The following is a 22,880-nucleotide window of genomic DNA, read 5'->3' as shown; positions in this document are numbered from 1 at the left end:
GTTTATTCATGCAGGAAACGCCGCGCGTGGTCGGCATCCGGCAGCAGGCAGCTGGCGTAGCGCCCGAACAGGCGGTAGCGGTTCAACGCGATACGGTCATAGCACCAATCGCGCAGCGGGCGCGGAGTCAGCCGCAGCCAAGCCAACAGGCGCCAGGGAGCTGGCAGCTGGGCGAGAATGCGCAGCACGGCAGTGGAGCGGACAAACAGCTCGGCGCCTTCCACATAGGCCATGGTGTCGAAATGATCAGTCGGCAAACCGAACCACTGCAGGATCGCCTGGCCTTCGCTCGACTGCACAGAGCACAGGCGAAAGCGTACTTCGCGGTCATGGCGAATCAGGAACTTCGCCCAGCCATTGCACAGCTTGCACACGCCGTCGAACAGCACCACGCGCTCGCCGGGCTGGATAAAGGGTGGCACCGGGTTAGTGGTCATCGCACGCTCCTTGGCAATCTTGTCGGCATGCTACGCCAATCAGCGGCTGGCGAAGCGGTAATGACCGATCACCTTGAAGGCGAACAGGATGTCCTCTTCCTGGGTACCACGGCCGATGTTGTGCAGGATCAGCGGCACGCCTTGCGCGGTGCGGCGGTCGGAGACAATGCCGATATGGGTCAGGCCGCGGCCCAGATCCCAGGTGACGATATCGCCGGCCTGGTAATCCGCAGCCTGCTGGCTGATAACTTTGGCCAGGCCCTGGCGGCGTAACCAGGTCATCAGATTGGGCACCCGGCGGTGGTCGATATTGCGGTCGGGGCGCTTGAGCCCCCAGTTCTGCGGGTAGGCAGCGAAATGCCCGCGCATGTCTTCGTGCACCGCCTGCTGCAGGTCCAGGCCCTGGGCACGCAGGGCGCGGATCAGCACATCAGTGCACACGCCGGTAGCCAGCGGTACATCGCCGCCGGGATAGGCCAACTGGCGGTAGACCGGGTCATAGCTGAGGGTCACGCCAACCTGACTGCGAGCCGCACTGATCAGCTGCTCCGGCTGAATGACTGCGGCCCATACGGGCTGAGCCAGCAGCATCAGGAGCGCCAGCAGAACGCCCCAGCGCATGCAGGCGCGTTCAATGACCACAACTTGCTCCTTGGCAGCGCTCAGTGTTGAAGTCGTAGAGCGTGGAATGCCCCAGCTCTCCCTCGGGATATGGCACACCCTTGGGCAGGAAAAACGTTGCCAGATGCGCTCCATACAAGCCAGCCGGTAACCGCTGGGCCTTCAACAGGACATAGGCGTTATGCACAAACAGCTCCGGCGGTGCAGGTGGGCTGGCCATGGGGGGCAAGTCATGGCCAAGCTTGCTGGCCTTGTTCGCCTCTATTGCCTGCCAGGCCGCGATGTCGGCATCGCTTGCCGGACGCATCAGTCCCTTCTCCACTGCATCGGCCAGCCCAGCCGGACCGGCCTTGGGCAGACTGGGGTCGACAAAGCTTTGTGGAGGAGTGTCCGTCGAGGTGAGTTGCACCGCGTCTTGTGGCAATGGCTCGCCCACTACCATCGCCCCATTACTTATCTGATAGACCAGATCGACATTGCGCTTGAATACACGCTGCGCCAGAGGGTTCAGCTGACTTCTGTATTTTTCGTCAACATAGAGATAGCCGCAGGGCCCCTTGTCTTCATAGCTGCTGGTACGCAACGGTGTTTCGGCTGGAAGCCCTGCCACTACCTGACGGTGATAACCCACCGCGAGCACAGCCAGGATTTCACTGCCTTTAGTCCAGCCAATATTCCAGATCGACGGCTCGTACGCACCCAGAAGCAGTACAACCGGCCGCTCCGGTGAATTCACCAATACATCGAACTGGGTGGCTTGGTGACCGCTCTGATCGATCTGTACATCCAGCTCGCGCCCGCTGTAATTGCCTGCTGCATAAACCAGGGTATCGGCCGGCAGCTCCAGGCCCGGCAGCTCGCAGACGGGGCTGGCCTGCTTGGGCACGGTTGGTGGTATCGACACCTGGAAAGGCACCAGTTCTGGCGGGCTGTCAGCAGACAGAGCCTGGATGCGCTTACGGTAGAGAACGATCAGGCAATCCCTGTCATCGACGTTGCATAACTCGGTGCGCGAGGACAGCCAGCTGCGCTGGACCTGCAATGCAGCTTTGCGCTGAGCCCCGTCCAGCTTTTCCAGCTGTTCGCTGAAACGTCGACCGAGCAGCCCGTCCAACCGGTCCAGCTCCTGATAGGCGCAAATAGTGCGCTCGATGGGATGCTGCGCCTTGGCGCAATTGAAGCTCGCAGCAAACACCGACTCAGAAGCGAGCAGCAGCCCAATACAACTAAACAGCAAGCGCATAAAACCTCCTTGTTTGAGATAAAAACGACTCAGCGCAGTGGGTACAGTAACTCTTCCTTGTACCCCGCCCATACTCGCACCGCGTCGGGGAAGGCCTCGTCCAGCGCCGGATCGCCGCTATCCACCAGCAACGGCCGACCTTCCAGGGTGCCGAGTTTGCGCTTGGTGGCGATGACCCGCAGGTGATCCAGGCCGATGGCGCGCAGCACCCGTGGGCTGATCTGCTGGTTGCCGCGACCGATGATATGGCCCTGGCCACCGATGGCGGTGACCAGCAGGCGCGCCGGATAGCCGTCAACCAGTTCGAATAGCTGGGCCTCGGTGACGTCGTGGGCCAGCACCGCGCCATTCTCGATCACGTCGACGCCGAGCAGGGTGGTCTCCAGGCCGAGATTCTGCGCCAGCCCGTGCAGGGTCGAACCGGGGCCGAAGACGTAGCGCACGCCCTCCTCCCAGCTTTCCTGCAGCCAGTCGGCCAGGTCGACCAGCACCAGCTCCTCGGACTCCATGCCGGCCTGCTTGGTGTGCTGCATGAAGCTGCCTTCGACCGGCACCGTCAGCTCGCCATACCAACGGGCGCTGACCTTGCCATCGCGTAACGCCGTTTCGTCGAGATCGCGCACTTCGCCACTGGCCAGGCGCACCAGGCCGCCTTCCACCAGGCGTAGGGCCAGCTCGCCAGCGGCGCGCGGACTGATGGCGTAGACCCCGGAGTGGATCTTTACCCCGGCCGGAATACCCAGTACCGGTTGTTCCTCGCGGACGGCAGCGCAGATATCGCGAGCGGTGCCGTCGCCGCCAGCGAACAGGATCAGCGCACAGCCGGCATCCTGCAGCGCCTGCACGGCACGTTGGGTATCGGCGGCGCTGGTCGCGCCCTCGCCCAGATCACCCAGTACGCGATGGGCATAGCCCAGCTCAGCCAGCAGATCGGCACCCATCGGCCCGGGGAAACTGAGGAACTGCAGGCGCTCGGCCACCGGCCGCAGGCATTCCAAAGCGATGCGCGTGCGCTCGGCGGCCCGCGGCTCGGCGCCGCGGGCCAACGCCTCGGCGGCCACCCCGTCGCTACCCTTGAGCGCCGCGGCGCCGCCCAGGCCAGCCAAGGGGTTGATGATCAAGCCGATATGAAAGGTGGCGCTCATGCAGATTCCCGCTCCGACTACATACAAAGTCTGATTGGCAGACAGCGGACTTTGCCGAAAACTGCTGCAACCGACTATATAAAAACTTCAATTTGAACCGCAGGCCCGCTAAGCAGGTCAACCCTTGACGGGCGCGGTAAGCCGACTGGCTTAGTGCCCCGTTCTTCAAGCGCTCGTTTGGCGCTTCTAACTGTCACCGTGCGTTCACACAGCCTATCTAGACTGCGCGCATTCACCTGATGAGGAGACAGGCCATGAGCTTGAAAGACAGCAATTCCACCCCTCAACGTGTCGTACCGTTGCAACCTCAGCATCCGGTAGGCGGCTCGGTCATCGATGCCCAGGGTCGTGAAGTACCGATCACCGAAGGCATGATCCAGCGCGCCTGCCGCGAGCTGGAGAAGCACTGGTCGCTGCCCAAGCAAGCCTAAGCCTCATCCCCTCTGCCCTCTGGGCCAATCAACCCGGGCATTGCCCGGGTTTTTCTTTGCGCTCACATCAGCTGCGCACCCAGCGCGCCGACCAGTTGGCGTAGGGCCGGCGCCTCATCGTGCAAACGCACACGCAGCCCGTCGATCTCACGACGATAGGGGTAATGTTTGCGCAGGCCATCGAAGGCAGCCTTGCGCTGCTCGGCGTTACCCACCAGCGAGCGGCGGAAATCCGCATCGTCGCGGCGCGGGTCATACACCGCACGGCACAGGGTGGCCAGCGCCCATTCCGGCGTGGCATCGGCGTGCAGGCTCATTTCGTTCAGCCAGGCCGGCGGTAGCAAATCACTCAACTGCACCTGCTCAGCCAGTCCGCTGGCGGCGCAGTAGGCCTGGTAGATCTGCGCGGTGCCGCGCAGCTTGCCGTCGAGGCTGTAGCCGGCGATATGCGGGGTGGCGATCTGGCACAGCGCGGCCAGCTCGGGGTCGGCCTGCGGCTCGCCCTCCCAGACATCCAGCGCCACCTGCAGATTCGCCCCCGCGCGTAGATGACCGAGCAGCGCCTGGTTATCCACCACCGCGCCCCGGCTGGCATTGATCAGCCAGCTGCCAGGACGTATTTGCTGCAGCTCGCTGGCGCCGATCAGATGGCGGGTCGTGGCATCCAGCGGGGTGTGCAGGCTGAGCACATCGCAGTCACGCAGGATGCCTTGCAGCTCGACAAAGTCGCCCCCTTCGGCGGCTTGCCGGGGTGGGTCGCAGACCCGCACATCCCAACCCAGACCGCGCAGCACTTTGACCAGGCGTCCACCCACCTGGCCGGCGCCGATCACGCCATAGCAACGTTCGGCCAGCGGCTTGCCGGTTTTTTCTGCCAGGGCCAGCAGCGCGCCCAGCACGTAATCCACCACGCCGCGGGCATTGCAGCCAGGGGCGCTAGACCAGGCGATGCCGGCTTCCTTGAAGTAGTCGAGGTCGAGGTGGTCGGTGCCGATGGTGCATGTGCCGACGAAGCGCACCGCGCTGCCTTCCAGCAAGGCGCGGTCGACGCGGGTTACCGAACGCACCAGCAGGACTTCGGCATCGCCCAGGGCGGCACGGTCGATGGCGCGCCCCGGATGGCGGCTGATTGCGCCAAAACCGGCAAAGAACTCGTCGAGCAGGGGGATATTTTCGTCGGCTACGATACGCATGCGGCTCTCCACAACAGAGGCGCTATTCTAGGCGCAGCCGGGCCGGCTGGGTATTCGGCCTTTCCTGACCGTTCCGTCAGGGCGTAAACTAACGCGCCTCGCGCATTTTCCCGTTGGTCCCCGCATGTCCGCCCTATCTCGCCCCGCTCGCGTCCACACCGAACTGCGCGCCCTGCTCAAACTGGCTACGCCAATCATCATCGCCCAGCTGGCCAATACCGCCATGGGCTTCGTCGATACTGTGATGGCCGGTCGCGTCAGCCCCCGTGACCTGGCCGCCGTGGCGCTGGGCAACTCGCTGTGGGTGCCGGTGTTCCTGTTGATGACCGGCATTCTCCTGGCCACCACGGCCAAGGTGGCGCAACGCTTCGGTGCCGGCCAGGAAAGCGACATCGGCGCGCTGGTGCGCCAGGGCTTGTGGCTGGGCCTGGCGGTAGGTTGCGGCTCGGCCGCCCTGCTGTGGAACGCCACGCCGGTGCTGCGTCTGATGGACGTCGACCCCAGCCTGATCGAACCGGCCATGGGCTACCTGCGCGGCGTCGCCTTCGGCTTTCCGGCGGTGGCGCTGTATTATGTGCTGCGCTGCTACAGCGACGGCCTCGGTCACACCCGGCCGAGCATGGTCCTGAGCCTGTGCGGCCTGCTGCTGAATATCCCGCTCAACTATGTGCTGATCTACGGCAAGTTCGGCCTGCCGGCGCTGGGCGGCGTGGGCTGCGGCTGGGCCACTGGCATTGTCATGTGGTGCATGCTGCTGGGCATGCTGTGGTGGGTGAACTGGGCGCCGTTCTACAAGCCCAGCCAGCTGTTCAGCCGCTTCGACTGGCCGCAGTGGCCGGTCATTCGCCGTCTGCTCAGCGTGGGCGTGCCGATCGGCGTGTCGGTGTTCGCCGAGTCGAGCATCTTCGCCGTGATCGCCCTACTTATCGGCAGCCTAGGCGCCACCGTTGTAGCCGGGCACCAGATCGCCCTCAACTTCAGCTCGCTGATCTTCATGATTCCCTACTCGCTGGGCATGGCCGCCACCGTGCGCGTCGGCCAGGCGCTGGGGCGCGGCGAGCCGCGCAATGCGCGTTTCTCCGCCGGGGTGGCGATGGGCACCGCGCTGGCCTATGCCTGCCTGTCCGCCAGCCTGGTGTTGCTGCTGCGCGAGCAGATCGCGCAGATCTACACGCCGGACCCGGCAGTGATCGCCGTCGCGGCCACACTGATGATCTATTCGGCGCTGTTCCAGTTCTCCGATGCGGTGCAGGTGACTGCCGCCGGCGCCCTGCGCGGTTACCAGGACACCCGCGCGACCATGCTGTTCACCCTGTTCGCCTACTGGGGCATCGGCCTGCCGGTGGGTTATGGCCTGGGCCTGGCCGACTGGTTCGGCGAACCCTCCGGGCCCAGCGGGCTGTGGCAGGGGCTGATCGTCGGGCTGACCTGCGCGGCCATCCTGCTCGGCATTCGCCTGGCGCGCAGTGCCCGGCGACGCATCCGCGCTCAGTCGTCGAGTGCGACGGTAGCGGCCAACGCGGCCCAATAATCGGTCGACAGATAGGGCCGACCGGCCAGCAGGTGCTCCAGGTAAGCGCGGCTGGGCGCCAGCCCCTCGCTGCGCCAGAACGGATTGGCGATGTAGACCCAGGCGGTGATCGGTCCCTGCGCGGTCTGCACCGCCAGGCGCTCGCGGCTGTAGTACACCGGGGTGCCTTCGAAATGATCCAGTTTGAAGATCTCGTGCTGGTCAGCCAGGCGATACAGCACGCCCTCGACCACGCCGCCGAGCTGATGGCGAATATTGGCGTAGGCGCGGCCGGGATGGTCATGAGCGCGCTTGTTGAAGCACAGGGCAAAGCCCGGCAAATGCCCGGACAGCACCTCCTCCACCCGCAATCCGCGCGCCTGCATGCGCGCCGGGTTCATGTTGGAGCCATAGGCGAAGTAGTAAGGCATTACTCGACTTTCTTGCGAATCCAGTAGAGGTAGACGCCGCCCTCCTCGCTCTGCTCGACCAACTGGTGATCGAGGAACATGCAGAACTTGGGAATATCGCGACGGGTCGAGGGGTCGGTGGCGATCACCTTGAGCAGGCCACCGGGCGCCAGGTCGCGCACCTTGTTGTGCAGCATCATCACCGGCTCCGGGCAGTTGAGCCCGCTGGCGTCGAGAATGGCGTCGGGAATGGCGGCAGAGTGTTGGGACATCGAGTTACTCCAGAAACAGGCTGCAATTGTCGCCGATACGTGCCCCTCAGGACAGCCGACGCAGATGGCAGGTCACTTCCTCGCGGTCATGGTAAAGCTGCTTGCAGGCGATCGAGACCTTGATCTTGCGCGCGGCGAAGGCCTCCTCCAGGCGCTGCAGCAGGCGGCAGACTTCGGCATAGCGCTGCTTCATCGGCAGCTTGAGGTTGACCACTGCCTCGCGGCACAAGCCCTCACCGATCCAGGTTTCCAGCAGCGCGGCGTTGCGTGCCGGCTTCTCGACGATGTCGCAGACCATCCAGTCCACCGGCTGCTTGGGCTTCCAGGTGAAACCGTCGACCATCAGGTGCTGCACCAGACCGGTATCCATCAGGCTTTCGGCCATGGGGCCGTTGTCGATGGCGGTGACCAGCATGCCGCGCTTGACCAGTTGGTAGGTCCAGCCGCCCGGTGAGGCGCCGAGGTCGACACCGGTCATCTCGTCCGACAGGCGCGTGTCCCACTGCTCACGTGGGATGAAATAGTGCCAGGCCTCTTCCAGCTTGAGGGTCGAGCGGCTCGGCGCTTCACGCGGGAACTTCAGGCGCGGGATACCCATCGGCCATAGCGCCGAGTTGTTAGCCTCGGCGAGACCGAGGAACACCTCGCGGCCGCTCTTGAAGGTCAGCAGCAGGCGCGGTTTGCTCGGGTCGTCGACCAGCTTGCCGGCCGCCGTCAGGGCCTTGCGCAGCGGCGCCTTGAATTTCTTGCAGAAGTTCGACAGTTCCTTGCCGTCGTTGGTGTCGAACACCTCAAGCCACAGACTGCCGCACACCGGGTAAGCGGCCAGGTTGTTCAGCAACACGCTGATGCGGTCGGTTTCCGGCAACTCCACGTAACTGCCACGGGCCCATTGGCGCGGGAAGATCAATTTATTGAACCGCAGACCCTGCATCAGCCTCTCAGTACCATCGGCCTCGCTGCAAACAAACTCGGCGTGAGCGCTACTCGCCTTGCCCTTGGCATAGCCGGGCACCCCCAGGCGCGCGGCGTGGTCGCTGATCTCGGAACAGACTTCACCTTCGAAGCCGGGACGGCAGTGCAGTAGCAGGGTATTCATGGTGGTTCTCCTCAGGCCGCGCATGATAGCCGAGTCCACCCGGTGCAGTGCGTCCGCTAGCAGGGCGAAACTGGCGGGAGTTGACTGGGCGGTCTAGTTTCACTCTTTGGCCGCAACCGATGCTGACCATGCAGGAGATATGCAGATGGCTTCCCTTGATAGCCTCAATTGCCAGCGCAGCCTAGATATCGACGGCACGATCTACCACTACTACAGCTTGCCGGAGGCGGCCAGGAGCCTCGGCGATATCAGCCGCCTGCCGCTGTCCCTCAAGGTGTTGCTGGAAAACCTGCTGCGCTGCGAAGACAACGCCACGGTTAGCGTTTTCGATATCAAGGCCATAGTCGAGTGGCAGCAGGAGCGGCGCTCCGACCACGAGATCCAGTTCCGCCCGGCTCGCGTGCTGATGCAGGACTTCACCGGCGTGCCGGCGGTGGTCGACCTGGCCGCCATGCGCGCAGCCATGGCCGCGGCCGGTGGCGACCCGCAGAAGATCAATCCGCTGTCGCCGGTAGACCTGGTGATCGACCACTCGGTGATGGTCGACCAGTACGCCTCACCCGCTGCCTTCGGCCAGAACGTCGACATCGAGATGCAGCGCAATGGCGAGCGCTACGCCTTCCTGCGCTGGGGACAGGATGCCTTCGCCAATTTCCGCGTGGTGCCGCCAGGCACCGGCATCTGCCACCAGGTCAACCTGGAATACCTGGCACGCACTGTGTGGACCAAGCAGGAAAACGGCCAGACCTTGGCCTTCCCCGACACCCTGGTCGGTACCGACTCGCACACCACCATGATCAACGGCCTCGGCGTGCTCGGCTGGGGTGTCGGCGGCATCGAGGCGGAAGCAGCCATGCTCGGCCAGCCGGTGTCGATGCTGATTCCCGAGGTGATCGGTTTCAAACTCAGCGGCAAGTTGCGCGAAGGCATCACCGCCACCGACCTGGTGCTGACGGTAACGCAGATGCTGCGCAAGCAAGGCGTGGTCGGCAAATTCGTCGAGTTCTATGGCGACGGCCTATCCGAACTGCCCCTGGCCGACCGCGCGACCATCGCCAACATGGCCCCGGAATACGGCGCCACCTGCGGCTTCTTCCCGGTGGACGCGATCACCCTCGGCTACCTGCGCCTATCCGGGCGCCCGGAAGCCACCATCAAGCTGGTCGAGGCCTACAGCAAGGCCCAGGGCTTGTGGCGCGAACCCGGCCACGAGCCGCTGTTCAGCGCCAGCCTGGAGCTGGACATGGGCAGCGTCGAGGCTTGCCTGGCCGGACCCAAGCGCCCGCAGGACCGCGTACCGCTGCCGCAGGTAAGCCAGGCCTTCGACGACTTGCTGGCACTGCAACTCAAACCCGCTGCGGGCGGCCCCGGCAGTAGTAGCCTGGTCGAGCATGACAGCCAGAGTTACAAGCTGCAGGACGGCGCCGTAGTGATCGCTGCCATCACCTCCTGCACCAACACCTCCAACCCCAGCGTGATGATGGCCGCCGGCCTGCTGGCGAAGAAGGCCGTGGAGAAAGGCCTGAGCCGTAAGCCCTGGGTGAAAAGCTCGCTGGCCCCCGGCTCCAAGGTGGTCACCGAGTACTTTGCCGCCGCCGGCCTGACTCGCTATCTGGACGAACTGGGCTTTGCCCTGGTCGGCTACGGCTGCACCACCTGCATCGGCAATTCCGGCCCGCTGCTCGAACCGATTGAGGCAGCGATCCAGCAGGCCGACCTGACAGTGGCCGCGGTGCTTTCCGGCAACCGCAACTTCGAAGGCCGCGTGCATCCGCTGGTCAAGGCCAACTGGCTGGCATCACCGCCGCTGGTGGTGGCCTACGCCCTGGCTGGAACGGTGCGCATCGACCTCAGCAGCCAGCCGCTGGGAACCGGCCGGGACGGGGCGCCGGTGTACCTGCGGGATATCTGGCCAAGCCAGGCAGATATTGCCGCGGCCGTTGCCCAGGTCAGCAGCGCCATGTTCCGCCAGCAATACGCTGCGGTGTTCAGCGGCGATGCGCAGTGGCAGGCGATCGCAGTGCCGCAGGCCGCCACCTATGTCTGGCAGGCGGACTCCACCTATATCCAGCATCCGCCGTTCTTCGCCGATATTGCCGGCGATCCGCCGCATGTCGGTGATATCCACGGCGCACGCATCCTCGCCCTGCTGGGTGACTCGGTGACCACCGACCACATCTCCCCGGCCGGCAATATCAAGAAAGACAGCCCGGCCGGGCGCTACCTCGGCGAGCACGGCGTGGCCCAGGCCGACTTCAACTCCTATGGTTCGCGGCGCGGCAACCACGAGGTGATGATGCGCGGCACCTTCGCCAATATCCGCATCCGCAACGAGATGCTCGGCGGCGAGGAAGGCGGCAATACCCTGCACATGCCCAGCGGCGACAAGTTGGCGATCTACGACGCAGCCATGCGTTATCAGGACGAAGGCGTGCCGCTGGTGATCTTCGCCGGCCAGGAATACGGCACCGGCTCGTCCCGCGACTGGGCGGCCAAGGGCACCAACCTGCTGGGGGTCAAGGCGGTGATCGCCGAGAGCTTCGAGCGCATCCACCGCTCCAACCTGGTGGGCATGGGCGTGCTGCCGCTGCAGTTGCGTACCGGGCAAACGCGCAAGACCCTGCAACTGAATGGCACGGAGAAAGTCACCATCGGTGGTTTGGATGGGGTCAGCCTGCGCCCACACATGAGCCTGGCCCTGGACATCACCCGCGCAGACGGCAGCCATGAAGAAGTCGAAGTGCTGTGCCGCATCGACACGCAGAACGAGGTGGAATACTTCAAAGCTGGCGGCATCCTCCACCATGTGCTGCGGCAGATGCTGAAGAGCTGACTGAACAGGAACCTAGCCCGGTTGCAATCCGGGAAACATCCATCACGTCCCGGATTGTATCCGGGCTACACCTGAAGCGGGCAGGTGGTCTGCCTGCTTCAGGCCACCCCGTCAGTTGGTTACCGTGGCCTTCGGTGTGCGCCCGTAGACGTCCTCCAGGCGTTCGATGTCGTCCTCGCCCAGGTAGCTGCCGGACTGCACCTCGATGATCTCCAGAGGTATCTTGCCGGGGTTGCTCAGGCGGTGCACCGAAGCGATAGGGATGTAGGTCGATTGGTTCTCGGTGAGCAGGAACACCTTGTCGTCGCAGGTCACCTGCGCCGTGCCGGAGACCACGATCCAGTGCTCGGCGCGGTGGTGATGCATCTGCAGCGACAGCTGCGCACCGGGTTTGACCGTGATGTGCTTGACCTGGTGACGGGAGCCGTTGTCTACCGAGTCATAGCTGCCCCAGGGACGGTAGACGGCACAGTGACTCTGGGTTTCCTTGCGGCCCTGGGCATCGAGCAGGCTGACCATCTTCTTGACGTCCTGCACGGCATCCTTGTGCGCCACCATCACCGCATCCTTGGTTTCGACCACCACCACGTCACGCATGCCGATCAGGGTCACCAGCTTGGACGTGCCGTGCACGAAGCTGTTCTGGCTGCTATGGGTCACCACATCACCCTTGAGCACATTGCCGTCGCTGTCCTTCTCGTGCACATCCCACAACGACGACCAGGAGCCGACATCACTCCAGCCCGCCGCCAGCGGGACGACGCAGGCGCGCGCGGTTTTCTCCATCACCGCGTAGTCAATGGAGTTGTCCGGGCAGCACTCGAAGGTACCGGCATCGATGGTCAGCATGCCAACCGTGGCCTTGCTGCGTTCCAGGGTCAGTACGCAGGTGTCATAGATGTCCGGTTCATGGTTGCGCAGTTCATCCAGAAAGCGACTGGCGCGGAACAGGAACATGCCGCTGTTCCAGTAATAGCCACCGCTGCGCACAAACTCGCTGGCGCGCAACGCATCCGGCTTCTCAACGAACTGAGTCACCCGGTAGGCGCCAGGAGCCAGACCATCACCCTCCTCGCTGCGACCGGCCTTGATGTAGCCGAAGCCGGTCTCCGGTTTGTCCGCCGGCACGCCGAACAACACCATCTCTCCCTCTTCCGCCGCCGCGCGTGCCAGCTCCAGGGCCTTGCGCAGGTTCAGCTCGTCGCTGATCACATGGTCGGCAGGCAAGATCAGCATTAGCTCATCGCGCCCCTCGGCCAGCAGTTGCAAGGCAGCCATCGCCACTGCCGGCGCCGTGTTGCGACCAAAGGGTTCAAGCAGCATCGACTGGGCATGGCTGCCGATCTTGGCCAGCTGTTCGTTGACGATGAAGCGGTGATCCAGATTGCACACCACGATGGGCTTCTGCATACCTTCAAAAGCCAGACGCTGCAGGGTCTGCTGGAACAGAGACTGCTCGCCGGTAAGAGCAAGGAACTGTTTGGGATACAGCTTGCGCGACAGGGGCCAGAGCCGCGAACCGCTACCGCCGGAAAGGATGACCGGGATCATGGGGTGTCTCCATTTAATATCCGTTCAAATAGGACCTGTCCCTTGCAGCCGGAACGGATGTACCGGGCCTGGGAAATGCTTCAGGGCTTACCTCAAGGCAGTTGCCCGCATGATGCGAAGCGATCAAGTCGCCCGGCAGCCGGCAAAGTGCAGTCACACAGCGGTCGTCAAGGATACCAAGACGAGCCGTAATGAACCTCCGCCAACCGAGCAGCAGCTTCCCTGCGCGTCCTCCATGGCGGGCCGAGCAGCCGTTTTTCTTGGAAATTGTGTCAGCCGCCAGCAAGCGCGAACTGAATGGATAACGCCTTACCAGCCGATACCGACGAGTTGTTCGGTACTGGTATGGCGCATGAAACCAACCAGATCGAGCATCCTCTTCTCCGGCGCGAGCTTCTCGACCACGGCGGCGAACAGTTCATCGCCATTGCCCAGCACGATCACGTCGGCATCGGCCACCACCTGTTCGAGGTCGGTGCGCAGCAAGGACGATACGTGGGGTATCTTCGACTCGATGTACTCGCGGTTGGCCCCATGCACCCGGGCATATTCGACATTACGGTCATAGATCTGCAGGTCGAAGCCCTTGCCGATCAGCATCTCCGCCAGCTCCACCAGCGGACTTTCGCGCAGGTCGTCGGTGCCAGCCTTGAAGCTCAACCCCAGCAGCGCCACCTTGCGCTTGTCGAAGCCGGCGATGATGTTGAAGGCTTTCTGCACCTGGCCACTGTTGCTGCGCATCAGTGAATTGAGCAGCGGCGAGTCGACGTCCAGCTGGTTGGCGCGGTAGGCCAGCGCGCGCACATCCTTGGGCAGGCAGGAGCCACCGAAGGCGAAGCCGGGCTTCATGTAGTACTTGGACAGGTTGAGCTTGTGGTCCTGGCAGATCACATCCATCACCTCGCGCCCATCGACCCCGACCGCCATGGCGATATTGCCGATCTCGTTGGCAAAAGTGACCTTGGCCGCGTGCCAGACATTGCAGGTGTACTTGATCATCTCCGCGACTTCGATGCTCTTGCGGATGATCGGTGCGTCCAGCTCGCTGTAGATGGCTTCGAGCAGGTCACCGGAAGTGCTGTCCAGCTCGCCGATCACGGTCATGGCCGGGAAGTCGTAGTCCTTGATCGCCGTGCTTTCGCGCAGGAACTCCGGGTTGACCGCCACACCGAAGTCCTTGCCGGCCTTCAGCCCCGAGTACTTCTCCAGAGTCGGGATGACCACCCCACGCAAGGTTCCCGGAAGCACGGTACTGCGCACCACCACGGTATGCCGCGTGGCTTTCTCCGGCAGAATCTTGCCAATCTGCTGGCAGACTTCCTCGATATAGGACACATCGAGGTCGCCATTGCGCTTGCTTGGTGTCGGCGGAGCCAGGAAGGAAATATCCGTCGCCATCACCGCCTCACGCACATTGAGCGTGCCGCGCAAATTGCCGCTGCCGACCCCCTTTTGCAGCAGAGCTTCCAGGCCCGGCTCGACTATGGGTGATTTGCCACTGTTGATCAGGTCGATTTTCAACGCCGAGATATCCACCCCGACAATCTGGTGGCCACGCGCCGATAGACAACCGGCACATACCGCGCCGACATACCCCAAGCCAAAGATGCTGATGCGCATTGAACGATCTCCTCCTTGCGTTAACCCGTGCAGCAACCCCCAGGTAGCTGCACCCTCGCGAGACCGACAGGTACTACAGACTCCTCGTCCCACACTTCAAATTGCACATTCCACTGTTGCTTATTTGAAATGCTATTCCGGCATTCAACGTGTCGAGAGCAAAACGAATGCCAGTTATATCCAGCCAGACTCAAGACCGAACAATCTCAAACTTTCCTTACAAAACAGACATCTAGTTAGCACTGCTAAACACAGCGCAGCCAGAGCTAGCCAACATTACGGCACCAAAACAAGGCAACCGCTCTAGAATGCAGCGCACGGCAGGCTTTTTAGAAAACATCACCTAATAAATTAATAGCTAAAAATGAAATAAAAACACTGGTTTAGTAGCTAATTCTACTAACAGCCATTTTATTGACCCCAGCAGAGCCAACAGTTTTTTGCTCTGCACAGAGATGCCAGACCAAGATGAATAATTGGTTACGTCTTGCCGCCCCGTTATTGCAATAACTCATCGGCCACTTAATAAAAGTGAACGACAAGTACTGAAAATATTATTGACGCCAAAATTTTATTGACCGTCTTCTGCGGTTACACTGCAACCCCTTCAGGATCAGCCGCTAAACTTCCAGCAGCCACGGCCGATCCATCCTGGACAGCCACCCGCACAAGAATCGACACGCATGCGCAATAATCAGCCCGTCACACAGCGTGAACGCACCTTCCCCGCCCAGCAGCGCCTGATCTCCACTACGGACATCAAGGGCCAGATCACTTACTGCAATGAAGCCTTCATCGACATCAGCGGCTTTACTCGCGAAGAGCTGATGCGTGCGCCGCACAACCTGGTGCGTCATCCGGACGTACCGCCCGCCGTGTTCGAACACATGTGGACGACCCTGAAGAAGGGCCGCCCGTGGATGGGCATCGTCAAGAACCGCAGCAAGAATGGCGACCACTACTGGGTCAACGCCTATGTCACGCCAGTGCTTGATAACAACCAGGTGGTGGGTTACGAGTCGGTACGGGTAAAACCCACCAGCGAACAGGTCAAACGCGCAGAAGCCCTCTATGCGCGGATCAATGCCGGCAAGTCGGCCATTCCTAGTAGCGATGCCTGGTTGCCGATGTTGCAGGCCTGGCTGCCATTTATCCTGGTCAGCCAGATCGGTTTCCTGGTCGGCCACTGGATGGGCTCGACCTGGGGCTTCCTGCTCGCCGCCCTGCTCTCCGTGCCGCTGGGCCTGGCTGGTCTGGCCTGGCAGAACCGCGGGGTGAAACGCCTGTTGCGCCTGGCCGAACAGACCACCTCCGACCCGCTGATTGCGCAGATGTATACCGACAGCCGTGGCGCCGAGGCGCGCCTGGAAATGGCCATGCTCAGCCAAGATGCACGCCTGAAGACCTGCCTGACCCGCCTGCAGGACACCGCCGAGCGCCTAACCAAGCAGGCCCGCCAGGCCGATCAACTGGCGCACAACAGCTCCGCTGGCCTGGAGCGTCAGCGCGTGGAGACCGAACAGGTCGCCACCGCCATCAATGAGATGGCCGCCACCACTCTGGAAGTGGCCAGCAACGTGGCCCGCACCGCCATTGCCACCCAGGAAGCCAATCGCCTGACCGGCGAAGGCCGCAATGTCACGGCAGAAACCCGCGCGGCCATCCAGCGCCTCTCGGTATCGGTCGGTGAAACTGGTGAAACCGTGTCGCGCTTGGCTCAGGACAGCAACGAAATTGGTGGCGTGGTCGATGTGATCAAGGGCATTGCCGACCAGACCAACCTGCTCGCCCTCAACGCCGCCATCGAGGCGGCCCGCGCCGGCGAGATGGGCCGCGGCTTTGCCGTGGTGGCCGACGAGGTGCGCTCGCTGGCCCAGCGCACCGCCGAATCCACCGGGCAGATCCACGGCCTGATCGCCAAGCTGCAGCGCACCGCCGAGGAAGCGGTGATGACCATGGAGGTCGGTCGCAAGCAGGCCGACGAAGGCGTCGAGCGCGTACTGCAGGCCGACCAGGCCCTAACCGGGATCAGCGAGGCAGTGGCCAATATCGCCGACATGGCCAATCAGATCGCCGCAGCCGCCGAGGAACAGAGCGCAGTGGCCGACGAGGTGAACCAGAACATCACCACCATCGCCCAGCTGGCTGACCAGACTGCCGGAGAGGCCTTGAGTACGGCCCATCTCAGCCAGGAGCTGACAGCCACCGCACAGGATCAGTATTCGCTGGTCGAACGCTTCAACCGCTGATTCAACCTTCAACAAAAAGGCCGGCATATGCCGGCCTTTTTGTTGCGCACAGGTTTACCGCTGCAGGAACCCGACCACCGCATCGGCCGCCGCCTGCAGATGCTGCTCATGGCTGAAACCGGAAGCCTTCAGCGGCTTCAGGTCATGATCGCCAGCAGCCAGCCAGTGCAACTGGATACTTGGCGCCAGCGTATAGCCGGCCACCGTCTGGCGATTGCCCATGGCATCGCGCTCGCCTTGGACGATCAGGGTGGGTGTGCGCAAGTCGGCCAGGTGCGCCACCCGCGGCTTGTCCTGTTTGCCCACGGCATGGAAGGGATAACCGAGACAGACCAGCGCATCGGCCTGTAGCTCATCAGCCAGCAAACTGGCCATGCGCCCCCCCATGGATTTGCCACCAATCGCCAGTGGCCCGGTCACCTGCGCGCGCACGGCCGCATACACCTGGCGCCAACACTCCAGCAGCTGTGCCTGCGGGTTGGGCGGCCGTTTGCCGCCATCGACACGCCGCGCGGCCATATAGGGGAACTCGAAGCGCAATACGCTGACACCCCGCGCCGCCAGCAGCTCAGCCATGCCCTGCATGAAGCCGCTATCCATCGGTGCGCCAGCGCCATGGGCAAGTATCAGCGTGGTCTGCGGTATCTGGCCTGCCTGCGACATTCCGTCAGCCCCATTCCATAGCCACCCGTGCGCGCGGCATTGATCCCCGTCAATAACTGTCACCGTGCCATTACCCATGCTTAGCCTGCTTTTAATAAACCGTGGATGGAAGCCCAACACATGAACACAACCAGCAGCACCGCCTACAACTATAAGGTGGTCCGCCAGTTCGCCATTATGACGGTGGTTTGGGGCATAGTCGGGATGGGGCTCGGCGTGTTCATCGCCGCGCAACTGGCCTGGCCCGAACTCAACTTCAACCTGCCGTGGACCAGCTTTGGCCGCTTGCGCCCGCTGCACACCAATGCGGTGATCTTCGCATTCGGTGGCTGCGCGCTGTTTGCCACCAGCTATTACTCGCTGCAACGCACCTGCCAGACCCGGCTGATATCCGACAGTCTGGCCGCCTTCACCTTCTGGGGTTGGCAACTGGTGATCGTGCTCGCCGCGATCAGCTTGCCGCTGGGCTGGACCAGTTCCAAGGAATACGCCGAACTGGAATGGCCGATCGACATCCTGATCACCATTGTCTGGGTCGCCTACGCCCTGGTGTTCTTCGGCACCCTGCTCAAGCGCAAGACCAAGCACATCTATGTGGGCAACTGGTTCTTCGGTGGTTTCATCCTCACCGTGGCAATCCTGCACATCGTCAACAACCTGGAACTGCCGGTCAGCCTGACCAAGTCCTACTCGCTCTACGCCGGCGCCACCGACGCCATGGTCCAGTGGTGGTACGGCCACAATGCCGTGGGCTTCTTCCTCACCGCTGGTTTCCTGGGGATGATGTACTACTTCGTACCCAAGCAGGCCGAGCGCCCGGTGTACTCCTATCGCCTGTCGATCGTGCACTTCTGGGCGCTGATCACCCTGTACATCTGGGCCGGCCCGCACCACCTGCACTACACCGCGCTGCCAGACTGGGCACAGTCGCTGGGCATGGTCATGTCCCTGGTGCTGCTGGCACCGAGCTGGGGCGGCATGATCAACGGCATGATGACCCTCTCGGGCGCCTGGCATAAGCTGCGCAGCGACCCCATCCTGCGCTTTCTGGTGGTGTCCCTGGCGTTCTACGGCATGTCGACCTTCGAAGGCCCGATGATGGCCATCAAGACCGTCAACGCCCTGTCCCACTACACCGACTGGACCATCGGCCACGTGCACGCTGGCGCCCTCGGCTGGGTGGCGATGATCTCCATCGGCGCGCTGTACCACCTGATCCCCAAGGTCTTCGGTCGTGAGCAGATGCACAGCATCGCCCTGATCAACGCGCACTTCTGGCTGGCCACCATCGGCACCGTGCTGTACATCGCCTCCATGTGGGTCAACGGCATCACCCAGGGCCTGATGTGGCGTGCGGTCAACGAGGACGGCACCCTCACCTATTCCTTCGTCGAAGCCTTGGAAGCCAGCCATATCGGCTTCGTGGTGCGGGTACTGGGTGGCGCGATCTTCTTCGCCGGCATGTTGCTGATGGCCTGGAACACCTGGCGCACCGTGCGCGCCGTGCAAGCGGCCGAATATGACGCTGGCGCACTGATTGGCGAGGGGGCCCACTGATGAGCAGCAAACACGAAATACTCGAAAAAAACGTCGGCCTGCTGGCCTTGGCTATGGTTCTGGCCGTCAGCATCGGCGGCCTGACCCAGATCGTTCCGCTGTTCTTCCAGGACGTGGTCAACGAGCCGGTGCAGGGCATGAAGCCCTACACCGCACTACAACTGGAAGGCCGCGACATCTACATCAAGGAAGGCTGCGTTGGTTGCCATTCGCAGATGATCCGGCCGTTCCGTGCCGAAACCGAGCGCTACGGCCACTACTCGGTCGCCGGTGAAAGCGTCTGGGATCACCCGTTCCTGTGGGGCTCCAAGCGTACCGGCCCAGACCTGGCGCGCGTCGGCGGGCGCTACTCCGATGATTGGCACCGCGCGCACCTGTACAACCCGCGCAACGTGGTACCGGAGTCGAAGATGCCGGCCTATCCCTGGCTAGTGGAGAACAAGCTGGACGGCAAGGGCAGCGCCGCCAAGCTCGAAGCCATGCGCACCCTGGGCGTGCCCTACAGCGATGCCGAGATTGCCGGTGCGGCCGAGGCCGTGCAGGGCAAGACCGAGATGGAGGCGCTGGTCGCCTACCTGCAGGTCCTCGGCACCAGCCTGAAGAACAAGAGGTAAGCCATGGTCATTCACCCCAACCTGTTCCTGTCACGGAGTACACAGCCATGACCTCTTTCTGGAGTGGCTATATCACCCTGCTCACCCTTGGCAGCCTGGTCGCCTTGCTCTGGCTGATCTTCGCCACCCGTCGTGGCGAGCGCCCGGGCCCTACCGACCAGACCATGGGCCACGCCTTCGACGGCATCGAGGAGTACGACAACCCGCTGCCCAAGTGGTGGTTCATGCTGTTCCTCGGCACCATCGTCTTCGCCGTCGGCTACCTGGCGCTCTACCCCGGCCTGGGCAACTGGAAAGGCGTGCTGCCAGGCTATGAGGACGGCTGGACCCAGGTCGCCCAGTGGCAGCGCGAAATCGACAAGGCCAACCAGCAGTACGGGCCGATCTATGCCAAGTACGCGGCCATGCCGGTCGAAGACGTGGCCAAGGATGAGTATGCGGTGAAGATGGGCGGTCGCCTGTTCGCCTCCAACTGCTCGGTCTGCCACGGCTCCGACGCCAAGGGTGCCTATGGCTTCCCCAACCTGACCGACCGGCACTGGCGCTGGGGCGGCTCACCGGCCGAAATCAAGCAGACCATCAGCGCCGGCCGTCACGGCATGATGCCTGCGCAAGCACCGATGATCGGCGACGATGGCGTGCGTAACGCTGCCGCGTTCGTACTCGTCGAACTGGCCGGGCGCAAGCTGCCGGAAGGTGTCAGCGCGGATATCGAAGCCGGGCGCAAGGTCTTCTCCAGCACCTGCTTCGCCTGCCACGGCGCGGAAGGCAAAGGCACCCCGAGCATGGGCGCGCCGGATCTGACCAACCCCAGCGCCTTCATCTATGGCAGCAGCTACGCGCAGCTGCAGCAGACCATCCGCTATGGCCGTAACGGCAACATGCCCGCGCAATTGCCCTTTGTCGGCAGCGAAGACAAAGTGCATCTGCTGGCCGCCTACGTGTACAGCCTGTCACACGACGAACGCAGCGCTGCAGTCGAGCAATAATCGAAAAGGAGGGCGTCGCCCGACGCCCTCCTTCACCTAGCAATACACTCGCCCCCTGCCTGCAACCCTGACTGCAGGCGGCCTGCCGCTCTGCGACCCAGTGTCGCACCCCGCCGACAAGTTGCACCTCAGCCCCCTTGACATGGGCTAAGCTGCTGACAATCGCACGTTGTAACAACTCCAACGCGACCCCTTCTTCAGCGCAACACGCCCCAGCTGCGAAATGTTCGCAACTGGATGGCTATTTTTACCGTTCGAAACCAGGGTAAAAGCCGCTAAAACCTTGATCGTACAGGCATGTAGCGTTGCAATGGGCACCCCGTTTCTCCATACTTGCCGCCGATTTTTACCCCCCTAAGAAACCTCCATTAACCGTGGAACCCCTAGCATGAGCACAGCAATCAGTCAGACTGCTTATAACTACAAGGTGGTCCGCCAGTTCGCCGTTATGACGGTGATCTGGGGCGTCATCGGCATGGGTCTAGGCGTGTTCATCGCCGCACAACTCGTGTGGCCGGAACTCAACCTGAACCTGCCGTGGACCAGCTTCGGCCGCCTGCGCCCGCTGCACACCAACGCAGTAATCTTCGCCTTCGGCGGCTGCGCCCTGTTCGCCACGTCCTACTACGTGGTGCAGCGTACCTGCCAGGCCCGCCTGATTTCTGATGGTCTGGCTGCCTTTACCTTCTGGGGTTGGCAGGCTGTGATCGTGCTGGCCGTAATCACCTTGCCGCTGGGTTACACCAGTTCCAAGGAATACGCCGAGCTGGAGTGGCCGATCGACATCCTCCTGGGGATCGTCTGGGTCACCTATGCCGTGGTGTTCTTCGGCACCATCATCAAGCGCAAAGCCAAGCACATCTATGTAGGTAACTGGTTCTTCGGCGCCTTTATCCTGGTTACCGCCATGCTGCACATCGTCAACAGCATGGAAATTCCGGTCAGCCTGACCAAGTCGTACTCGCTGTACGCTGGTGCTACCGATGCCATGGTGCAGTGGTGGTATGGTCACAACGCGGTGGGCTTCTTCCTCACCACCGGTTTCCTGGGGATGATGTACTACTTCGTACCCAAGCAGGCCGAGCGTCCGATCTACTCCTATCGCCTGTCGATCGTGCACTTCTGGGCGCTGATCACCCTGTACATCTGGGCCGGCCCGCACCACCTGCACTACACCGCGCTGCCGGACTGGGCGCAGTCCCTCGGCATGGCCATGTCGCTAATCCTCCTGGCTCCGAGCTGGGGCGGCATGATCAACGGCATGATGAGCCTCTCGGGTGCCTGGCATAAGCTGCGCAGCGACCCCATCCTGCGCTTCCTGGTGGTGTCCCTGGCGTTCTACGGCATGTCGACCTTCGAAGGTCCGATGATGGCCATCAAGACCGTCAACGCCCTGTCCCACTACACCGACTGGACCATCGGCCACGTGCACGCTGGCGCCCTCGGCTGGGTCGCGATGATCTCCATTGGCGCGCTGTACCACCTGATCCCCAAGGTCTTCGGTCGTGAGCAGATGCACAGCATTGCCCTGATCAACGCGCACTTCTGGCTGGCCACCATCGGCACCGTGCTGTACATCGCCTCCATGTGGGTCAACGGCATCACCCAGGGTCTGATGTGGCGTGCAGTCAACGAAGACGGCACCCTCACCTACTCCTTCGTCGAAGCGCTGGTTGCCAGCCACGAGGGTTACCTGGTGCGCATGATCGGCGGTGCGTTCTTCGCCACCGGCATGCTGCTGATGGCCTACAACACCTTCCGCACCGTGCGCGCAGCCAAACCGACTGAATACGAAGCTGCCGCCCGCATTCCTGCCGAGGTTGCTCACTGATGAAAAGCCACGAAATAGTCGAGAAGAACATTGGCCTGCTGGCGTTCTTCATGGTCATCGCCGTCAGCATCGGCGGCCTGACCCAAATCGTTCCGCTGTTCTTCCAGGACGTCACCAACACCCCGGTCGAAGGCATGAAGCCGCGTACCGCGCTGGAAGTCGAAGGTCGTGACATTTACATCCGCGAAGGCTGCGTTGGCTGCCACTCGCAGATGATTCGTCCGTTCCGTGCCGAGACCGAACGCTACGGCCACTACTCCGTCGCCGGCGAAAGCGTCTGGGATCACCCGTTCCTGTGGGGCTCCAAGCGTACCGGTCCGGACCTGGCCCGCGTTGGCGGCCGCTACTCCGATGAATGGCAGCGTGCGCACCTGTACAACCCGCGCAACGTAGTGCCGGAGTCGAAGATGCCGGCTTACCCGTGGCTGGTCGAGAACAAGCTGGATGGCAAGAACACCGCCACCAAGCTGGAAGCCATGCGTACTCTGGGCGTGCCCTACACCGACGAAGATATCGCCGGCGCGGCAGAAGCTGTGAAAGGCAAGACCGAGATGGATGCGCTGGTCGCATACCTGCAAGGTCTGGGCACCTCAATCAAGAATAAACGGTAAC

General features: G+C 62.7%; 20 protein-coding genes. 9 read left to right on the top strand and 11 right to left on the bottom strand.

All coding sequences use genetic code 11. The features are described 5' to 3' along the window. Window positions 1–2: 2 nt before the first annotated feature. From H3H45_RS10830 to H3H45_RS10815, 4 genes are read right to left on the bottom strand one after another with little or no spacing between them, the layout of a single operon-like run. Window positions 3–437, bottom strand: a complete 435-nt coding sequence (locus H3H45_RS10830) for a thiol-disulfide oxidoreductase DCC family protein (protein WP_182833727.1) — start codon at window positions 435–437, stop codon at window positions 3–5. A gap of 39 nt (window positions 438–476) precedes the next feature. Next, window positions 477–1,028: a DUF1287 domain-containing protein gene (locus tag H3H45_RS10825; RefSeq protein ID WP_407926695.1), complete on the bottom strand. Its 552-nt coding sequence runs from the start codon at window positions 1,026–1,028 to the stop codon at window positions 477–479. Between the two features lie 40 nt (window positions 1,029–1,068). Further along, on the bottom strand, window positions 1,069–2,301 hold the full coding sequence (locus H3H45_RS10820) for a lysozyme inhibitor LprI family protein (protein ID WP_182833726.1): 1,233 nt from the start codon (window positions 2,299–2,301) through the stop codon (window positions 1,069–1,071). A 29-nt stretch (window positions 2,302–2,330) separates the two neighbouring features. After that, window positions 2,331–3,446, bottom strand: a complete 1,116-nt coding sequence (locus tag H3H45_RS10815) for an ATP-NAD kinase family protein (RefSeq protein ID WP_182833725.1) — start codon at window positions 3,444–3,446, stop codon at window positions 2,331–2,333. Between the two features lie 254 nt (window positions 3,447–3,700). Between H3H45_RS10815 and H3H45_RS10810 the strand changes: the two genes are divergently transcribed. Beyond that, window positions 3,701–3,877, top strand: coding sequence for a PA1571 family protein (locus tag H3H45_RS10810; protein WP_182833724.1), 177 nt, complete (start codon window positions 3,701–3,703; stop codon window positions 3,875–3,877). A 62-nt stretch (window positions 3,878–3,939) separates the two neighbouring features. Here the strand turns inward: H3H45_RS10810 and pdxB are convergent, their stop codons facing one another. Then, window positions 3,940–5,070, bottom strand: a complete 1,131-nt coding sequence (gene pdxB / locus H3H45_RS10805) for a 4-phosphoerythronate dehydrogenase PdxB (RefSeq protein ID WP_182833723.1) — start codon at window positions 5,068–5,070, stop codon at window positions 3,940–3,942. A gap of 124 nt (window positions 5,071–5,194) precedes the next feature. On the opposite strand from pdxB, the gene H3H45_RS10800 reads away from it, so the two are divergent. Then, window positions 5,195–6,601, top strand: coding sequence for an MATE family efflux transporter (locus H3H45_RS10800; protein WP_182833722.1), 1,407 nt, complete (start codon window positions 5,195–5,197; stop codon window positions 6,599–6,601). Here the strand turns inward: H3H45_RS10800 and H3H45_RS10795 are convergent. The 3 genes from H3H45_RS10795 to rlmM are packed head-to-tail and all read right to left on the bottom strand — an operon-like array spanning window position 6,559 to window position 8,361. Next, complete coding sequence (locus H3H45_RS10795; RefSeq protein WP_182833721.1) at window positions 6,559–7,011, bottom strand: gamma-glutamylcyclotransferase family protein; 453 nt, start codon at window positions 7,009–7,011, stop codon at window positions 6,559–6,561. The two genes, H3H45_RS10800 and H3H45_RS10795, sit on opposite strands and share 43 nt — an antisense overlap. After that, window positions 7,011–7,262: a sulfurtransferase TusA gene (gene tusA / locus H3H45_RS10790; RefSeq protein WP_182833720.1), complete on the bottom strand. Its 252-nt coding sequence runs from the start codon at window positions 7,260–7,262 to the stop codon at window positions 7,011–7,013. The genes H3H45_RS10795 and tusA overlap by 1 nt, the downstream gene beginning before the upstream one ends. A 46-nt stretch (window positions 7,263–7,308) precedes the next feature. Beyond that, entirely contained in the window at window positions 7,309–8,361 is a 1,053-nt protein-coding gene (rlmM, locus tag H3H45_RS10785; RefSeq protein WP_182833719.1) for a 23S rRNA (cytidine(2498)-2'-O)-methyltransferase RlmM, read from the bottom strand. A 145-nt stretch (window positions 8,362–8,506) separates the two neighbouring features. Between rlmM and acnA the strand changes: the two genes are divergently transcribed. Continuing rightward, complete coding sequence (gene acnA, locus H3H45_RS10780; RefSeq protein ID WP_182833718.1) at window positions 8,507–11,194, top strand: aconitate hydratase AcnA; 2,688 nt, start codon at window positions 8,507–8,509, stop codon at window positions 11,192–11,194. 111 nt (window positions 11,195–11,305) lie between these two features. On the opposite strand, the gene H3H45_RS10775 is transcribed toward acnA, so the two are convergent. Together H3H45_RS10775 and H3H45_RS10770 are read right to left on the bottom strand one after the other, a co-directional pair. Further along, window positions 11,306–12,745, bottom strand: coding sequence for a mannose-1-phosphate guanylyltransferase/mannose-6-phosphate isomerase (locus H3H45_RS10775; RefSeq protein WP_182833717.1), 1,440 nt, complete (start codon window positions 12,743–12,745; stop codon window positions 11,306–11,308). 309 nt (window positions 12,746–13,054) lie between these two features. Beyond that, entirely contained in the window at window positions 13,055–14,365 is a 1,311-nt protein-coding gene (locus tag H3H45_RS10770; RefSeq protein ID WP_182833716.1) for a nucleotide sugar dehydrogenase, read from the bottom strand. 683 nt (window positions 14,366–15,048) lie between these two features. Here H3H45_RS10770 and H3H45_RS10765 point away from each other — a divergent pair. Next, the gene (locus tag H3H45_RS10765) at window positions 15,049–16,614 is read left to right on the top strand and encodes a methyl-accepting chemotaxis protein (protein WP_182833715.1); all 1,566 of its coding nucleotides are present in this window, start codon (window positions 15,049–15,051) and stop codon (window positions 16,612–16,614) included. Between the two features lie 54 nt (window positions 16,615–16,668). Here H3H45_RS10765 and H3H45_RS10760 read toward each other — a convergent pair whose 3' ends face one another. Continuing rightward, entirely contained in the window at window positions 16,669–17,355 is a 687-nt protein-coding gene (locus H3H45_RS10760; RefSeq protein WP_407926691.1) for an alpha/beta family hydrolase, read from the bottom strand. Window positions 17,356–17,397: 42 nt separating this feature from the next. On the opposite strand from H3H45_RS10760, the gene ccoN (H3H45_RS10755) reads away from it, so the two are divergent. The 5 genes from ccoN (H3H45_RS10755) to ccoO (H3H45_RS10735) all read left to right on the top strand — a co-directional run bounded on the left by ccoN (H3H45_RS10755) (window position 17,398) and on the right by ccoO (H3H45_RS10735) (window position 22,879). Next, window positions 17,398–18,834, top strand: coding sequence for a cytochrome-c oxidase, cbb3-type subunit I (gene ccoN / locus H3H45_RS10755; RefSeq protein ID WP_173206116.1), 1,437 nt, complete (start codon window positions 17,398–17,400; stop codon window positions 18,832–18,834). Further along, entirely contained in the window at window positions 18,834–19,448 is a 615-nt protein-coding gene (gene ccoO / locus H3H45_RS10750; RefSeq protein ID WP_182833713.1) for a cytochrome-c oxidase, cbb3-type subunit II, read from the top strand. The genes ccoN (H3H45_RS10755) and ccoO (H3H45_RS10750) overlap by 1 nt, the downstream gene beginning before the upstream one ends. Before the next feature lie 47 nt (window positions 19,449–19,495). After that, window positions 19,496–20,437 carry a cytochrome-c oxidase, cbb3-type subunit III gene (gene ccoP / locus H3H45_RS10745; RefSeq protein WP_182833712.1) on the top strand — a complete coding sequence of 314 codons (942 nt, stop codon included), beginning with the start codon at window positions 19,496–19,498 and terminating at the stop codon, window positions 20,435–20,437. A 388-nt stretch (window positions 20,438–20,825) separates the two neighbouring features. Continuing rightward, entirely contained in the window at window positions 20,826–22,268 is a 1,443-nt protein-coding gene (ccoN, locus tag H3H45_RS10740; RefSeq protein ID WP_182833711.1) for a cytochrome-c oxidase, cbb3-type subunit I, read from the top strand. After that, complete coding sequence (gene ccoO / locus H3H45_RS10735; RefSeq protein WP_173206104.1) at window positions 22,268–22,879, top strand: cytochrome-c oxidase, cbb3-type subunit II; 612 nt, start codon at window positions 22,268–22,270, stop codon at window positions 22,877–22,879. Before ccoN (H3H45_RS10740) ends, ccoO (H3H45_RS10735) begins: the two co-directional genes overlap by 1 nt. Window position 22,880 lies beyond the last annotated feature (1 nt).

Origin of the sequence: Aquipseudomonas guryensis, from assembly GCF_014164785.1 — a bacterium.
GTDB lineage: Bacteria > Pseudomonadota > Gammaproteobacteria > Pseudomonadales > Pseudomonadaceae > Aquipseudomonas > Aquipseudomonas guryensis.
The sequence above is the reverse complement of the archived record's forward strand: the minus strand, read 5'-3'. Positions and strand labels throughout refer to the sequence as shown.

Bases quoted from the DNA above. Each gene is read 5' to 3' on its own strand.
- ccoN (WP_173206116.1), top strand. From the start codon at position 17,398: ATGAACACAACCAGCAGCACCGCCTACAACTATAAGGTGGTCCGCCAG.
- acnA (WP_182833718.1), top strand. From the start codon at position 8,507: ATGGCTTCCCTTGATAGCCTCAATTGCCAGCGCAGCCTAGATATCGAC.
- H3H45_RS10760 (WP_407926691.1), bottom strand. From the start codon at position 17,355: ATGGGTAATGGCACGGTGACAGTTATTGACGGGGATCAATGCCGCGCG.
- H3H45_RS10810 (WP_182833724.1), top strand. From the start codon at position 3,701: ATGAGCTTGAAAGACAGCAATTCCACCCCTCAACGTGTCGTACCGTTG.
- ccoP (WP_182833712.1), top strand. From the start codon at position 19,496: ATGACCTCTTTCTGGAGTGGCTATATCACCCTGCTCACCCTTGGCAGC.
- pdxB (WP_182833723.1), bottom strand. From the start codon at position 5,070: ATGCGTATCGTAGCCGACGAAAATATCCCCCTGCTCGACGAGTTCTTT.
- tusA (WP_182833720.1), bottom strand. From the start codon at position 7,262: ATGTCCCAACACTCTGCCGCCATTCCCGACGCCATTCTCGACGCCAGC.
- H3H45_RS10800 (WP_182833722.1), top strand. From the start codon at position 5,195: ATGTCCGCCCTATCTCGCCCCGCTCGCGTCCACACCGAACTGCGCGCC.
- H3H45_RS10765 (WP_182833715.1), top strand. From the start codon at position 15,049: ATGCGCAATAATCAGCCCGTCACACAGCGTGAACGCACCTTCCCCGCC.
- ccoN (WP_182833711.1), top strand. From the start codon at position 20,826: ATGAGCACAGCAATCAGTCAGACTGCTTATAACTACAAGGTGGTCCGC.
- H3H45_RS10795 (WP_182833721.1), bottom strand. From the start codon at position 7,011: ATGCCTTACTACTTCGCCTATGGCTCCAACATGAACCCGGCGCGCATG.
- ccoO (WP_173206104.1), top strand. From the start codon at position 22,268: ATGAAAAGCCACGAAATAGTCGAGAAGAACATTGGCCTGCTGGCGTTC.
- H3H45_RS10770 (WP_182833716.1), bottom strand. From the start codon at position 14,365: ATGCGCATCAGCATCTTTGGCTTGGGGTATGTCGGCGCGGTATGTGCC.
- H3H45_RS10775 (WP_182833717.1), bottom strand. From the start codon at position 12,745: ATGATCCCGGTCATCCTTTCCGGCGGTAGCGGTTCGCGGCTCTGGCCC.
- rlmM (WP_182833719.1), bottom strand. From the start codon at position 8,361: ATGAATACCCTGCTACTGCACTGCCGTCCCGGCTTCGAAGGTGAAGTC.
- H3H45_RS10830 (WP_182833727.1), bottom strand. From the start codon at position 437: ATGACCACTAACCCGGTGCCACCCTTTATCCAGCCCGGCGAGCGCGTG.
- H3H45_RS10825 (WP_407926695.1), bottom strand. From the start codon at position 1,028: ATGCTGCTGGCTCAGCCCGTATGGGCCGCAGTCATTCAGCCGGAGCAG.
- H3H45_RS10820 (WP_182833726.1), bottom strand. From the start codon at position 2,301: ATGCGCTTGCTGTTTAGTTGTATTGGGCTGCTGCTCGCTTCTGAGTCG.
- H3H45_RS10815 (WP_182833725.1), bottom strand. From the start codon at position 3,446: ATGAGCGCCACCTTTCATATCGGCTTGATCATCAACCCCTTGGCTGGC.
- ccoO (WP_182833713.1), top strand. From the start codon at position 18,834: ATGAGCAGCAAACACGAAATACTCGAAAAAAACGTCGGCCTGCTGGCC.